General features: G+C 50.4%; 13 protein-coding genes and 1 pseudogene. 7 read left to right on the top strand and 7 right to left on the bottom strand.

The features are described 5' to 3' along the window. The 4 genes from IK012_RS06735 to IK012_RS06720 all read right to left on the bottom strand — a co-directional run. The coding region (locus IK012_RS06735; RefSeq protein ID WP_290952237.1) for an acyl-CoA dehydrogenase family protein at positions 1 to 530 on the bottom strand (530 nt) is incomplete at its 3' end. Between the two features lie 5 nt (positions 531 to 535). Beyond that, positions 536 to 1,561 carry an electron transfer flavoprotein subunit alpha/FixB family protein gene (locus IK012_RS06730; protein WP_290952234.1) on the bottom strand — a complete coding sequence of 342 codons (1,026 nt, stop codon included), beginning with the start codon at positions 1,559 to 1,561 and terminating at the stop codon, positions 536 to 538. Between the two features lie 3 nt (positions 1,562 to 1,564). Further along, the gene (locus tag IK012_RS06725; protein ID WP_290952231.1) at positions 1,565 to 2,446 is read right to left on the bottom strand and encodes an electron transfer flavoprotein subunit beta/FixA family protein; all 882 of its coding nucleotides are present in this window, start codon (positions 2,444 to 2,446) and stop codon (positions 1,565 to 1,567) included. Between the two features lie 222 nt (positions 2,447 to 2,668). Further along, positions 2,669 to 4,231, bottom strand: a complete 1,563-nt coding sequence (locus tag IK012_RS06720; protein ID WP_290952229.1) for a M6 family metalloprotease domain-containing protein — start codon at positions 4,229 to 4,231, stop codon at positions 2,669 to 2,671. Positions 4,232 to 4,410: 179 nt separating this feature from the next. Here IK012_RS06720 and pyrH point away from each other — a divergent pair, with 179 nt between their 5' ends. Continuing rightward, positions 4,411 to 5,118, top strand: a complete 708-nt coding sequence (gene pyrH, locus IK012_RS06715) for a UMP kinase (RefSeq protein WP_088628038.1) — start codon at positions 4,411 to 4,413, stop codon at positions 5,116 to 5,118. Positions 5,119 to 5,178: 60 nt separating this feature from the next. On the opposite strand, the gene IK012_RS06710 is transcribed toward pyrH, so the two are convergent. After that, positions 5,179 to 5,586 carry a (deoxy)nucleoside triphosphate pyrophosphohydrolase gene (locus tag IK012_RS06710; RefSeq protein ID WP_173383808.1) on the bottom strand — a complete coding sequence of 136 codons (408 nt, stop codon included), beginning with the start codon at positions 5,584 to 5,586 and terminating at the stop codon, positions 5,179 to 5,181. Between the two features lie 113 nt (positions 5,587 to 5,699). On the opposite strand from IK012_RS06710, the gene trxA reads away from it, so the two are divergent. The 6 genes and pseudogenes from trxA to IK012_RS06680 all read left to right on the top strand — a co-directional run. After that, a complete protein-coding gene (trxA, locus tag IK012_RS06705) occupies positions 5,700 to 6,011 on the top strand; it encodes a thioredoxin (RefSeq protein WP_290952224.1) in 312 nt (103 codons plus the stop codon). 438 nt (positions 6,012 to 6,449) lie between these two features. Then, on the top strand, positions 6,450 to 7,118 hold the full coding sequence (locus tag IK012_RS06700) for a Crp/Fnr family transcriptional regulator (protein WP_290952222.1): 669 nt from the start codon (positions 6,450 to 6,452) through the stop codon (positions 7,116 to 7,118). A gap of 184 nt (positions 7,119 to 7,302) precedes the next feature. Further along, complete coding sequence (locus tag IK012_RS06695; RefSeq protein ID WP_290952220.1) at positions 7,303 to 8,541, top strand: polysaccharide deacetylase family protein; 1,239 nt, start codon at positions 7,303 to 7,305, stop codon at positions 8,539 to 8,541. 309 nt (positions 8,542 to 8,850) lie between these two features. Next, positions 8,851 to 10,203, top strand: a complete 1,353-nt coding sequence (locus tag IK012_RS06690) for an RNA-binding domain-containing protein (RefSeq protein WP_290952217.1) — start codon at positions 8,851 to 8,853, stop codon at positions 10,201 to 10,203. Between the two features lie 89 nt (positions 10,204 to 10,292). Continuing rightward, positions 10,293 to 10,595, top strand: a complete 303-nt coding sequence (locus tag IK012_RS06685; protein WP_290952214.1) for a hypothetical protein — start codon at positions 10,293 to 10,295, stop codon at positions 10,593 to 10,595. A 141-nt stretch (positions 10,596 to 10,736) separates the two neighbouring features. Next, positions 10,737 to 11,315, top strand: a pseudogene (locus IK012_RS06680) (master DNA invertase Mpi family serine-type recombinase); the annotation flags it as partial. Here IK012_RS06680 and mutT read toward each other — a convergent pair. Further along, the gene (mutT, locus tag IK012_RS06675; RefSeq protein ID WP_290952211.1) at positions 11,303 to 11,692 is read right to left on the bottom strand and encodes an 8-oxo-dGTP diphosphatase MutT; all 390 of its coding nucleotides are present in this window, start codon (positions 11,690 to 11,692) and stop codon (positions 11,303 to 11,305) included. The pseudogene IK012_RS06680 and the gene mutT overlap by 13 nt on opposite strands. 1 nt (position 11,693) lies before the next feature. Continuing rightward, on the bottom strand, positions 11,694 to 14,582 hold the full coding sequence (locus IK012_RS06670; RefSeq protein WP_290952209.1) for a DUF3427 domain-containing protein: 2,889 nt from the start codon (positions 14,580 to 14,582) through the stop codon (positions 11,694 to 11,696). Between the last annotated feature and the right edge of the window lie 25 nt (positions 14,583 to 14,607).

Raw genomic sequence — 14,607 nt, 5'->3', positions numbered from 1 at the left:
GTCAAGTCCATGGACATCGTTTCGCCGGCGCAAACGCGCGGAATGAAGCGAGAACGCTGGTCATCGTCACCGAATTCGTACAGGGTTTCGATACAGTCCTGGAGGGACCAGATGTTTTCGAAACCGGCGTCGGCGGTAGCGATCATTTCGTTGATGGCGGTGTAGGCGGTCACCGGGAAGTTCAGGCCGCCGTAGCGACGCGGCATGGTCACGCCGTTGAGGCCTGCCTTGCGGGTGGCTTCCAGGTTGTCGTAGGTCTTGGCTGCGTAGCGAACGCGACCGTCGGCACAGTGCGGGCCTTCGGCATCCACATCTTCGGAATTCGGGAAGATGGTGTTCGCGGTGATGTCGCCAGCGACTTCGAGAACGCGGTTGTAGTTGTCCATAGCGTCGGCAAAATCTTCCGGCGCATAGTCGAAGTTGTCCTTGTCAGCGTAGCCGCGCTCCTTGAGCTCGACAATGCGCTGCATCAGGGGAGAACTTTCGAGGTTGAATTTAATCTCGGGATGATCTGTGTAGAAATTTGCCATAGCGCTTACTTGTTGTTTGCCTTGTAATACTTAATCATCTTCGGGATGACTTCTTCGACGGTGCCGTTGATCACGTAGTCAGCGATAGCGTTGATCGGAGCATCCGGGTCGGAGTTCACGGAGATGATGATACCAGAATCCTGCATACCGGCGAGGTGCTGAATCTGACCGGAGATACCGCAGGCGATATAGACCTTCGGACGAACCGTCACGCCAGTCTGACCGATCTGACGGTCATGATCGGCATAGCCCGCGTCGATAGCGGCACGGCTTGCGCCCACTTCAGCGTGGAGTTCCTTGGCAAGTTCGAACAGCATGTCGAAGTTTTCCTTGGAGCCCATGCCGTAACCACCGGCCACCACGATCGGGGCGCCCTTGAGGTTGTGCTTGGCCTTTTCCACGTGGCGTTCGAGCACCTTGACCACGTATTCCGTTTCCGGAACATACTTGGCCACGTCGTGCTTGATGACTTCGCCCTTGTAGTTCGGGTCGGCGATTTCTTTCTTCATCACGCCTTCGCGGACGGTTGCCATCTGCGGGCGGTGTTCCGGGTTCACGATCGTTGCGACGATGTTACCGCCGAAAGCCGGACGGATCTGGCAGAGCTGATTTTCGTAAGCCTTCTTCACGCCGCCGATGCTCATTTCGAAGCTGTCGATTTCGAGTTCGGTACAGTCGGCGGTAAGGCCGCTGTGCATGGCGCTAGAAATGCGCGGGCCGAGGTCGCGGCCAATCACCGTTGCACCCAGCAGGCAAATCTGCGGCTGCTCTTCCTTGAAGAGGTTCACCACGAGCGATGCGTGCGGGTTGGTGGTGTAGGGGAACAGGCCTTCGGCGTCGAACACATGGACCTTGTCCACACCGTAGGGGAGAACCTGCTTTTCAATGCCATCAAGGCCCTTGCCTGCGCAAATGCACTCGAGCTGGACGCCGAGCGTGTTGGCGAGCTTGCGACCCTTGGACAGCAGTTCGAGGGAGACGTCAGCGACGGTCGTGCCCTCAATTTCGCAATATACAAATACGTTGTTCATGGGTTAGCCTATAATCTTCTCGTCTAAAAGTTCCTTGATAAGTCCTTCCACATCGGCGTCGCTCGCGGTGAGCGTGCGGCTTTCCTTCGCCTTGAACACGATGTTCTTGACGGCCTTCACGTTCGTCGGAGAACCGGCCTTACCGATCTGAGTCGGGTCGGCGTCGATATCGGCGGCACCCCACTGCGGGATGTTGAGGTAGGGCTTCTTTGCGATGAGCGCTTCGTACTTTTCGGCCTGTTCGGGGGCGCGTTCGGCAACCACCGTGGCGTTCTTGTACTTCATGATGCGCTTGGCGTTGCGCGGGCGGCACGGAGCGGCACTGCCGTTCACGGTCACGACCAGCGGTAGCGGTGCTTCCACCGTTTCCACACCACCGTCGATGTGGCGGCGGATGACGACCTTCTTGGCCTTTTCGTCGAGGGAGAGGATTTCTTCGGCGTAGGTCACCTGCGTGAGGCCGAGCTTTTCGGCGATCTGCGGGCCCACCTGGGCGGTATCGCCGTCGATAGCCTGGCGGCCACCGAGAATAATATCATAGTCGCCGACCTTCTTGACGGCCTGGGCGAGGGTGTAGCTCGTGGCGAGCGTGTCTGCACCACCGAGGGTACGGTCCGTAATCACGTAACCGCAGTCGGCTCCGCGGTAAAGGGCTTCGCGGATGACTTCAGCGGACTTCGGCAGACCCATGGTCAGCACGGAAATGGTGGAACCCGGGAACTGGTCCTTCAGGCGAAGGGCTTGCTCCAGGGCGTTCAGGTCTTCGGGGTTGAAGACTGCGGGCAGTGCGGCACGATTGATAGTGCCCTGCGGCGTCATGGCGTCCGGGCCTACGTTTCGTGTGTCAGGTACTTGCTTAGCAAGCACAACGATTTTGAGACTCATTATATCCTTATACTGTTGAATTAGCGTTTAGTGTTTTGTTGGGTACAAGATAGAAATTATCAATGGGTTCCGCCCCGACCTCCAGTAGCAGTCTTTCCTACGTCACGTCTGCATAAGAAATTTGAAACTTTTTTGTAACAAAGTGCCTTGGCTTACGCTTTAAAAAAGCCAGTCCGTCATTTGGGCGGGCTGGACATAATTTTATCTTATATTATCTTTCCGCTATTCGGTTTCTATATAAATGCCCTTGGGCAGGTCGGGCATGGCTCCCGATTCGTCCCTTTGCCCCACCGGCTTGCCGAGGATGTTGAAAATCCTGTTCCCGGCCTTGCCGCGCCCCGCCTTTTCGATGTTCGTGACGACGATGCGGGCCGTGCTGCTCGAACTTGCCTGTTCCGTGGAACTGCTGGTGGGCACCTTTGCCGAGCTGGAGCTCGACTGCGGTGTGACGCCGGAAGAGGACCTCGGCGTGACGGTAGAAGAGGACTGCGGTGTCGCGCTGGAGGATTCCGGTTCCGCGGGGCAGTTTCCGCCGATGCAGAACGCGAGCGTTTCGCCGGGCGTCCCGATGTCGGTGATCTTGAGCCCGGTTTTGGAACCGTTGTACCAGCGTATAGCGGGGTAGGCGTCGTCCGAAAATTCAGAATATTTCCCGCTCTTGAAGAACGTGTTCGCGGTGCTTCCCGGGCTCGGCCACTGGTCCGCTACGTTGTCTGTAGACTTGCCCGCGGAACTCGCGTGCACGATTCTCAACCCGAGCTTGTCCGAGGCGGAATTCCCGTCGATGGAAAAATCGTAATGCTGCATCAAAAGCCCGCTCCCGGCGAGAACCTTGTTGCGGCCCGTGTTGCGCACGTACGACCACACTAGCCCTTCTTTGTCGGGCCTTGCGGGGTTCTTGTAGCGGTAGCAGACTTCGCCCGGCTTGGTGTTCTCGAGGCTCACGTCGTCGCCCGTGATGTCCACGAACGGAATCCATCCCTGGTCCGCGCGGTAGAAGTCGTTTATCGCCACGGGGTTCTTGTCGCTCGGCCTGTTGCCCATGGTGCAGTAGTCCCCGTACCAGTACAGGTCGGGCCAGCCGAAAATCATGTGACCGCTCTCGTGCACGAATACGTATATGGAAAATGTGCCCGGCATGTCCGTCATCTGGTGGTGCGTGAGCTTCACGCCGTCCCTCCTTTCCGAAGACCATCCCGAATGGGGCCACAGCCCCTGTCCCCAGGTTTCGCCCGCGCCGGCGTACACGATGTTGATGGCCTCGGTGGTGCCGTCCTTGTCGTTGTCGTAGCGCGAAAAATCCACCTGCGGGTCGAAATACGCGAACACTTCCTTCATCAGCGAATCCGAGCCGCTGTATCCGTTCAGCCCCTCGTACCAGGACTTGGGGTGTTTCGCGCGGTACCAGCCGAATACCTCGTTCGTGAGGTCCAGCTGCCCGTTGGAAACGTCGAGGTAGTAGTCGCGAACGGAACCGTTGCAGCCGTCCCTGTTGAACCCTTCCTTGTTCAGCCAGTCCTCGACCTCGCTCACCGTGACCGGGGCGGGCTTGTCGGGGAAATCGACGAGGAGGGTGAGGCTGTAGATTTTCCCCTTGGGCGCGGCGTAGTGGCTCTTTGTGGTTATCGCCTGCGTCCTTAGAAGCGCTGTGCGCGAGTTGTCGAACCTGGGCATGGCCTCTTCGGGCCAGGACTGCACCCTTTTCCCCTGATACACGATGTCCGCAAAAAGCATCGTGGGGAACGTTAACAGCAGGAGGCCGAGGGGGAGAATTCTGTTTTTCATGGAAACATCCTGGGTTGACACCTTCTTGTAAAATACATTCTTTTTCGGGCGGTTGCCTAATCGGTCAAAAACAAGTACGATTTTTTTTCGGCTCCCGCAAAATATTTTTAAATTATCTAGCTAGACAATCGCGCTCCGGCGCATTAACCCAACTCACAACTATTGACTGATAAATAGCTATGTCCAAATTCAAGCGCATTCTTCTCAAGCTCAGTGGCGAAGCCCTCGCAGGCGAAAAGGGCCACGGTATCGACAACCAGATTCTCTCCGACATGGCATCCGAAATCGCCTCCATCGTCAAGCAGGGCGTGCAGGTCGCGCTCGTGATCGGCGGCGGCAACCTCGTCCGCGGAATTTCCGCTTCCGCTGGCGGCATGAACCGCGCCCAGGGCGACGCCATGGGAATGCTCGGCACCGTGATGAACGGCCTCGCCATGCAAGACGCCCTCGACAAGCAGGGCGTGGATTCCGTGGTGATGTCCGCCATCCGCATGGAACCGGTTTGCGAATTCTTCGACCGCCGCAAGGCTTTGAAACTCCTCTCCGCGGGCTCCGTGGTCATCTTCTCCGCCGGTACGGGCAACCCGTTCTTTACGACGGACAGCTGCGCCGCCCTCCGTGCCATCGAAAGCGAATGCGACGTCATCATGAAGGCCACCAAGGTCGACGGCATCTACACCGCAGACCCGGTCAAGGACCCGACCGCCACGCGCTTCGACGACATCAGCTACAAGGAAGTCATTTCCCGCGGCCTCAAGGTCATGGACACGGCAGCCGTCGCGCTCTGCATGGAAAACAACATGCCCATCTTCGTTTTCAAGATGGAAAAGGGCAACCTGACCCGCGCCGCCATCGAAGGCGACCTCGGCACCCTGGTGCACTGCTAATTTTCCCCATCATCCCCTGTCATTCTGGAGGCCAAGGCCGATAGAATCAGCAGGGGGTTTTTATGTGGTCTTTTCTATCGCGTCGACGACTTCCACGTCGGCGGGTAGCCAGTTCACGCTGCGCAGTTCCGCGGCGCTAAGCCACTTGGCCGCCTCGTGTTCCAAAAGCTCGGGCGCCTTGCCGCCCACGATGGTGCAGTAAAAGCAGTGCATCGTCAGGTGGAATGCCGGGTAGTCGTACTCCACAGTACATACAAATTCGCCCACGTTCACGTCGACGGCGAGTTCTTCCCTGAGTTCGCGGGCCAGCGCCTGTTGCGGCGTTTCGCCGGGTTCCATCTTGCCGCCTGGAAATTCCCAGAAGTCCTTGTAGTCGCCGTACCCGCGTTGCGTGGCGAAATACTTGGTGCCCGAACTTTCTGGCGCCTCGGTGCAAATAATCCCTGCCACGACTTCTATGCGTTTCATGTGCGCAAATGTAGAATCTTGCAAAAAAAATTTCGGCCAGTGTGACTAAGTCACAGAAAAAGCGCACCCCATTATGTAAAATATAGGCGTAAAAAAGAAAAAAGAGGTGTAAAATGGCCGAATTGAACATAACGAAAAACAACTTCGAGCGCGAAGTGCTCCGCTCCGACAAGCCGGTCCTCATAGATTTCTGGGCAAGCTGGTGCGGGCCCTGCAGAATGCTTTCCCCCGTCATCTCCGAGATCGCCGAAGAGAAGGCGGGCGAGGTAAAAGTCTGCAAAGTGAATGTCGACGAAGAAGCCGAACTCGCTTCCATCTTTAACGTCTCGAGCATCCCCATGCTCGTGGTTGTCAAGGATGGCCGTGTAGTGAACGCTTCCGTAGGCGTGCGTCCCAAGGATCAGATCTTGGCGATGCTTAAATAGACTTCAGACTCGAGGTTCGTGGCTATGGCCGCGAGCCGCAAGGTCTTAAAATTGATTTTTTGCCGCCTTACATACTATTTCCCTTTTTTAAGGGATTTAGTATGTAAAAAACTGAAAATTACATATAAAGTAATTGCTACCAGCGACAATTTTTACATACCAAATCTCGAAAAAAAACATTTTGGTATGTAAGGGAGAGGGAAAACATTCCCTTTCTCTTCTGTCATCGAGTGAATTTTACATACTATTCGATAAATTTTTGGCGTTTGGTATGTAAGGCCGCTCAAAAAGGCAATAAAGCAGTCTCAAAAAGCCTAAAAAAAACAATAAATAAGCAATCGTCCGTAGTTGGCGAAATAAAAGGTTCGAAGAGCGAGATTCCGGCGTGGGTTCCCTGCCCTAGATTTTAGCCCCTTACCCTTTTTATATATTATCAGCATGAACGAGCCGATAAGCCAGATACTCCCCAGGCTCCCCTTTTGGGCAAACCTTTCGCCGACCGAGAAGGCGATGGTTTCGCAGCGTGCCGTTACAAAACGCTTTGCCAAGGGCCAGTTCGTAAGCAGCAACAGTTCCTCTTGCCTCGGGATAGTGTTTATCTTGAGCGGGGAAGTTCGCGTTGGCCTGGTGTCGGACGAAGGCCGCGAAATTACGCTTTTCCGTGCCGGTGCAGGCGAGGTGTGCGTGTCGACGGCATCGTGCGTGATTCGCCAAATGACATTCGATACCGAAGTCACCGCCGAAAGGGAAACCGCCATCCTGGTTATCCCCTCTTCTGTTTGCGTGAACCTGATGGAATCGAACATCTACGTGCGCGCTTTCGTTTTCGAAAAGCAGACCGAACGTTACTCGCAAACGGTGTGGGCCATACAGGCCATGCTGTTCAAGCACTTTGACCAGCGGCTTGCCATGTACCTCGTTTCGGCATACGACAGCACCGGCAGCGCCGAAGTCAAGAAGACCCAGGAAGAAATCGCTCGCGACGTGAATTCCGCCCGCGAGGTGGTCGCCCGCATGCTCCACGAATTTTCGGCCAGGGGCCTCGTCGAAATCAAGCGCGGCAGCATAAAACTCCGCGATATCGAAGCCCTCCGCAAAATCCGGTAAGCCCCTGACATTCAAAAATGCCGTTTTTAGGCCAAATTCGGCCTGTTTGTTGTCTTTTGCAACAACGAAAAACGGCTTGTGCGCGGGGAATAGGCGCACTTTGAATTTAGATTATGGATAGCTAGAGGGCGCCGCACACTCGCCCTTTCGGTGTTATGCTTTCGAAAATTTATTGGAGGAAAGAATGAAAGCCGTTTTAAAACCCGTAGTAATCATGTCGTTGATGGGCGCAGCGGCTTACGCCGCCCCGATTACCACTGTCCCCTGGAACGGCCATCCCGGTGCCGTTTCGTTCACGTTCGACGACAGCGAAATTTCCCAGCTGAATAACCTCGGGGATTATTTTGAGAAGAACCAGGACATCAAGGTGACGTTCTTCATGACGGGCGGCATGAATGCCGGCAACCAGTCGAAGTACTTCCCGATGGCCGAGAAAGGTCACGAAATCGGCAACCATTCCAAGACGCACAGCGACTTGACCAAATCCAACAACCTGAAAAGCGAAATTACCGACTACAAGTACGACCTTGAACAAAGGAGCAAGGCCGAAGTCGTCGCATTCGCGACTCCCTACTGCTATTACAACGACGCCGTGGAAGCCGAAATCGCGAAGGCCCACATCGTCAACCGCAACTGCCAGGGTGCCACCAAGTACAAGTGGAACGAAGAACCCATCTGGGAACGCATCAGTTCGGACTGCTACCAGGGCAACACGCAGCAGTCCAAGGGAAACATGAGCGAAGCCAAGCAAAAGAACGCCTGGACCGTGCAGCTGAACCATGGCGTGGATGGCGCCGGCTTCGGCTACGGCATCACCCCGTCCGACATGATTTCCATTATGGACGAGGCCAAGGCCCAGGGCCTGTGGCGCGCCCCGATGGGCCGCGTGGCCGCCTACTACCGCGCACACTTCGTGATTGACAAGGCCGCAGCGACCGACATCGAAGGCGGCTTCAAGGTCACCTGGAAGTCCCCGCATTCGGCCATGCCCAAGAGCGTGCCGCTCCGCGTGAACATCGAAGGCGCCGAAGGCAAGACCGTGAAGCAGAAGGGCAAGGAAATCCAGGCCGAAGAAGACGGCTCCTACGTCATCGAATTCATGGACTTGGAACTGGAAGTGGTTGGCGCCGCTCCGGCATCCAGCAGCAGCGAAGTGGCTCCGGAATCCAGCAGCGAGGTCGCCCCGGCGTCTAGCAGCGTGGACGTGCCGACAAGCTCCACCGACGCCATCGCCCAGGATTTCCGGTGGACGAGCCAGGAACCGACCACATTCGCCGTGTTCTCCGCTACGGGCGCGATGGTGAAGACCTTTACCGCCACAGCACAGTCCGCGGAAGGCTCCTTCAAGGCCCTGCAGGTCCCGCACGGAACCTACTACCTCAAGGATCTCAAGTCCAGCTACATCAAGAAAGTCGTGAAGTAGACGTCAATGATGGGTTGACTTTATACCCCTATTTGTCTATATTACAGTCGTAATTCGAAAATCCTCGCGACAGTCGGCATAGGCCTTTAGGCCCGTACGTGCATCCGCGGCGGGGCACATCAACCTTCTTGTTGATGTTGTTGGATAGCTGGCAGGAACACGACCTGCTCGGGTGCGCCCGCAAGGGTGCCAGGTAACGCCGGGGAAAGCCCCCGCCAACAGCACCGCAGGATCATCCCAAGCAAATAAACGCGATAGCACGAAGTGCGCCGCTTTTGTCGGCGTGCTTGTTAACGCCATGGGACGATTATGCCTAATATAAACAGGGAAAATAATTCTGTTGAATATAAACGGGAACTTGCCGATTCCTTTGAACGTTCTGTAGTTGCTTTCCTGAATACTACAGGCGGTCACATTTATGTCGGAATCAATGACGATGGTTCTGCTTATGGGATTAAAGAAACGGATAAGGTGCAACGGCAAATTTCCGACAGAATTCTGAACAATATCAAACCGAATGCAATTGGCTTGTTCAATGTAATCGCGGAGGAACTAGATGGAAAGGATATTCTTCATGTAGTTGTATCAGGAGGCCCTGAAAAGCCGTATTATCTAAAAAAAATTGGTATGACTCCCAATGGTTGCTTTGTAAGAGTTGGCAGTTCCGTACACGGAATGAGTGAAAAGATGATTCTAGAATCTTTTGCCGCCCGTGCAAAATTGTCTCTAGCAAGGATTCCGGCTCCACGGCAAGATTTGACTTTTAGTCAATTGAGGATTTACTATGAGGAAAATAAAAAGCCTTTGAATAGCCTATTTGCAAGGAACTTAGAGTTGCTGACTCCTGATGGCAGATACAATTATAATGCCTATCTCCTTGCAGATGAAAATGGCGTGTCTATGAAAGTGGCCAGGTATAAGGGTACCGACAAGTATGACCTTATCGAGAACGAGGAATTCGGTTATTGTTGCATCATAAAGGCGTTAAAAGCGGTGCTTATGCGTTTGAAAGTGGCGAATATCACGCGGGCAGAGATTACCCCCATGGAACGTATCGAGAAACCGCTAGTTGACCCTGTAGCCTTGCGAGAGGCTGTCATAAACTCGGTTGTCCACAACGACTATACAAGAGAGGTACCTCCATTGTTCGAAATATTTTCTGACCGTATGGAAATCACGAATTACGGAGGCCTTGTAGAGGGGCTTTCTAGGGAGGATTTCTTTAATTGCTGCTCTATGCCACGAAATCGAGAACTAATGCGAGTGTTTCATGATCTTGATTTGGTTGAACAGCTAGGAAGCGGCATGCGTCGAATTCTACGTTCCTATGACGAGCAATCATTCTCTTTTACGGATCATTTTATGCGAACTAGCTTCTTTTTTGAGGGAAATACTCGGCTGGGTGATAGGATAAATGATAGAATAAGTGATAGGATAAATGATAGGATAAATACCTCTTTTAAATTAACATCTACAGAACAACAAGTTCTTTTGGAAATAAAGCGAAATCCATTTATAACTGTTTCGCTCCTTGTAAAGGAAATAGGTTTTTCTGAACCAACCATTAATAGGGCATTGCAAACATTGCGCGAGAAATTGTTAATTAAGAGAGTCGGTGCTCGTAAAAACGGTCATTGGGAAATTTTACAGAAGGATTATTGACTCAAAATCGCCGATGGCCTTTTATTTAAAAATGACGAAATACGTTCAAATTCAACAGGGCATCCACCACCGAAAGGAGGCCGCACACCATGTTCAGCGCGATACTCGCCTGGATCAAGAGCAAGAAAACCTTCCTGAAGGTCCAGAGCGGCACCGGCGACAACCTGCTCAAAGAAGACATCCGGGAGGGGTATGTCGATTACTGCCTGTGGTCCACCTTCCGGCCCGACTGCATCGACACCGACGGCGAACTGGACATGATGTGCCTGGACAGCGGGATGTTCCTCTTCAAGGACTACCCCGACGCGAATGCCGCGCTGCGCGCCTGCTACACTCAGGCCTTCGACGACGCATACGACGAAAGCGACGTGATCGTGCTTCTGGAGGAATGATTTTTTGTATATTCATTGACATGCGCAAAAACAACGCAATGCTTTAGGGCACAGCAGGAAGTTGCCTTTGTTTTTATGGTCATAGTAGTTTTCCTACAGACCATTTTTTTATAGGTTGAAAAATGGGAAATCACGTAGAAAATGATTTATGGCTACGTTCGCGTGAGCACGGATAGGCAATCTGTCGAAAATCAACGCTTTGAAATAGAGCGTTTTGCCCAAAAACAGCAGTTGCAAATAGACGGCTGGATCGAAGAGACAATTAGTGGTACTAAAAATTATACAAAGCGGGAACTAGGACGCCTTCTGAAAAAGGTTCGGAAGGGAGATCTTATCATCTGCGCAGAGCTCTCTCGACTTGGGCGAAGCCTTTTCATGATTATGGAAATTCTGAATATTTGCATGAACAAGGAGTGCCGCGTTTGGACAATCAAAGACGGATACAGACTTGGCGACGACATTCAAAGCAAGGTTCTTGCATTTGCTTTTGGTTTGTCCGCAGAAATCGAACGCAACCTCATCAGTCAACGAACTAAAGAAGCGTTGGCGCGGAAAAAAGCCGAAGGAGTCGTTCTAGGCCGCCCCAAAGGCAGCTTTGTCCCCAATTCAAATTGCGAGAAAAATTGCGAATGGATTTACCAAATGCTTTTATGCGGCATATCCAAAAAGGATATCGCGAAAAATCTACATGTCGCGCGTGGAACGCTTTACAGATTCCTTTCTAATGCGGCGACAACTTCCACATCGGCGGGCAACCAGTTGACAGAATGTAGTTCCGACATGTTCAGCCACTTGGCGGCTTCGTGTTCTAAAAGTTCGGGAGCTTTGCCGCCTACAATTGTACAGAAAAAGCAGTGCATTGTTAGGTGAAATGTCGGATAATCATAACCGACCGTACAAAGGAATTCGCCTACAGAGACATCAATGGCGAGCTCTTCTTTCAGTTCGCGCGCCAATGCCTGCTGCGGGGTTTCTCCAGGTTCCATCTTACCACCTGGAAATTCCCAACCGTCTTTAAAATCTCCATAACCACGCTGAGTTGCGAAAATTTCGTCACCGTCTTTGATAATGCCAGCTACTACTTCAATATGTTTCATATTATCCTACCAAATAATCATAAATGTCCTGCCGGACACGCGTTTCTAAAGTATATGTTATTTTTACGGCGGTCTTATCCGTGTCAGGCATAACAAATTCTTGTGCATCACCTGTCGCATGCAGGCGCCCAAGATAATAAAACTCTTTCGACATTTTATCGTCTTTGTTCTTTCTGACGAACAAATCCAATTTTATGCCAAGACTATCTGCATTCAATGCAGATTGAACATCGCTAGACGACATTGATCGGCCAGATTTTGATACCCAAAACATAGTCTGTTCGTCAATGAATGAATCTTCGTAGCGTTGTGTGATTTTTACACTTTCATCTTTGTCGTAATTAACAAAAATTGGGAATGTTTTGGTTTTTTGATCGTATTTATATCCGCCGATATTTAAAGGAACTTCTCCTTTTTCCCAATCCAATAAACGACAAACATCGTCATAAGTGTATTTTGCATAAAGATTGAAGGACGTATCTTTATATCTGGATCCAAAATATCTTTCATTGCGGAAAATGCCAAAATCAACAACTTCGGAAATCTGCTTGCGGAATTCCTCGTTCTTTAACAGGTTAGTGAAATGAGGTGATGCTATAAATGCGTCATCAGTTTTTTCTACGAAAATAACCTTTGAATACGTTTCTTTGGCAGCGCCTGTTGCAAAGGAGCCCCTTAACAAATTAAAGACATTCTGTTTGGTATTGGAGTTGAAGGAAACTCCCTTCTCATTCAAAACGATTTCAATCTGTTTCCACAAATCATTTGAGCTCTGATTTTCAAGAATCGCTTTCAATATGAGGAGTTCGTGCAAACGTTTCCCATTGGCAAACTTAGTCGATACATACTCTAAGTACTTTTCTTCTATGGGACCGAATTTTATCGAGTATTCATCTTTTTCAACTTTCGTCAGGAATTTATGATACGAACCCAAAGAAGCGTTTTCGAAAATACGCATCACATCGATTTCGCCATATTCCTCATAATCCATCAGGTTTGGAATTCTACCCAGCTTGTATTTCAGATTCTTATAGCATTCCTTAATCAGCTTCATCTCGCTGAAATTGGCGGAATCAATGGATTCATAAATCCGTTTGCGGGCAATTTCGTCAAAATGAATTGTAGAAGCCCCTTCCAGCGCTTTAACGCCCTGTCGAACATAGCGACGAATATTATCCTTGTTATAAGTTCTGTCACCCGACAAAGCAATAGGAATCATGTAATTATTGCTGTAATTCCCGATAAAATCGAGAATCATCACAAACTCTTTATTTTCGGCTTTACGGAGGCCTCGCCCCAATTGCTGTACGAAAATAATAGGCGATTCCGTTGGGCGAAGCATCAAAATCTGATTTACCTGCGGGATGTCAATACCTTCATTGAAAATGTCGACCGTAAAAATGTAATCTAGACCATTATCACGATTATCATCTTCCAGCCGTTTTACTGCCTGTTCGCGAACATCCTGAGAATCAGCGCCTGACAAAGCAATTGTTTTGTATCCGCGTTCGTTAAACTTTTTAGACAGTTCCTTCGATTCTTCAAGAGAACTACAAAAAGCAAGACCTTTTACGCGATTTCCGCTATGGTCAAAGTATTCAGCCTTTTCAATGATGTAGTTGACGCGTTCATTACAGACAAGCCTTGCAAAATCTCTCTTTTCTTTCTCTTTTCCATCGACAAAGATATCCGTTATGCCGTAATAATGGAACGGACAAAGAAGATTGAGCCGCATGGCCTCTTGCAAGCGAATTTCGTGCGCAATGTTATGGTCGAAAGCCGCATAAACATCGAATTTATCGCTACGATCAGGTGAAGCTGTCATGCCAATCCACAAATCGGGATTGAAATAGTTCATCATTCTTTGGTAACTTTCGGCTCCGACTCGATGTGCTTCATCAACAACGATAAGCTGGAATTCATCCTTCCTAAAATCTTCGAAATGTGATGCCATCGTCTGCATGGTTGCGAATACATAATCTCGATCTGTTTCGTTCGCATTTCCAGAATACAGCCCAAATGTTTTTGTATCTCCAAATACATTTTTAAACGATCCGATGGCTTTTCGCAGGATTTGTTCTCGATGAACTAGGAAAAGAGCGCGTTTGGGGTTAATCTCCCTTAAAGCAAATGCTGCGGCGTATGTCTTTCCGGTTCCAGTCGCTGAAATTAACAGGGCGCGGTGTTCGCCCATGGCTCGAATTTCATTTAGCTTCTGAATGAAATCTAACTGCATTGAATTAGGTTCAAGTAGAACTTGCCCTATCGAAATTTGCTGCGATTCACTTATAACTTGATCTTTTTTCTGCTCAATCTTTTTACGCAGAATTTCAGCACTAATTCGTTTCTGTTCTTGATATGTGCTGGCATATTCGTCGAGAATATCATCTGTTATTGTGAATGCATTGGGACTATTCCACAATTCATCAAAGTCATTAATGACATTTTTGCACAAAGATTCATCTTCTTCAACAGAGTAGCATGCATTCCATTCTTTGTTGATAGCAAGTGCATTCCCGGTAAGATTTGAGCTACCAATGGTAACGCTGACTATCTTATCTCTGAAAAACAAATATCCCTTAGTGTGAAATCCACGGACATTCTTGTCGCAACGAAATATTTTCAGTTCAATATTCGAATATTTCGATAAGGCTCTGAGTGCTGATGGCTCGGTAAAAGTCAAATAGTCCGTTGTAAGGATTCTTCCAGGAACTTTTCTGTTTTCCAATTCCAGCAAGGTTTGCTTCAATGGAGCAAGACCGCTGCGAGAAATAAACGCCACGCTGATAATGAATTTTTCGCATTTGGAAAGTTCATTATCGAGAAACGCCTGCATAGTGTTTCCAGGAGCGTTTGATATAAATAGCGGATTTTGCGTGGAATTATCCATGGATATATGTTGAAATAAAACGTTC

This window comes from Fibrobacter sp., from assembly GCF_017551775.1.
In the GTDB taxonomy this organism is placed as follows: domain Bacteria; phylum Fibrobacterota; class Fibrobacteria; order Fibrobacterales; family Fibrobacteraceae; genus Fibrobacter.
The sequence above is the reverse complement of the archived record's forward strand: the minus strand, read 5'-3'. Positions and strand labels throughout refer to the sequence as shown.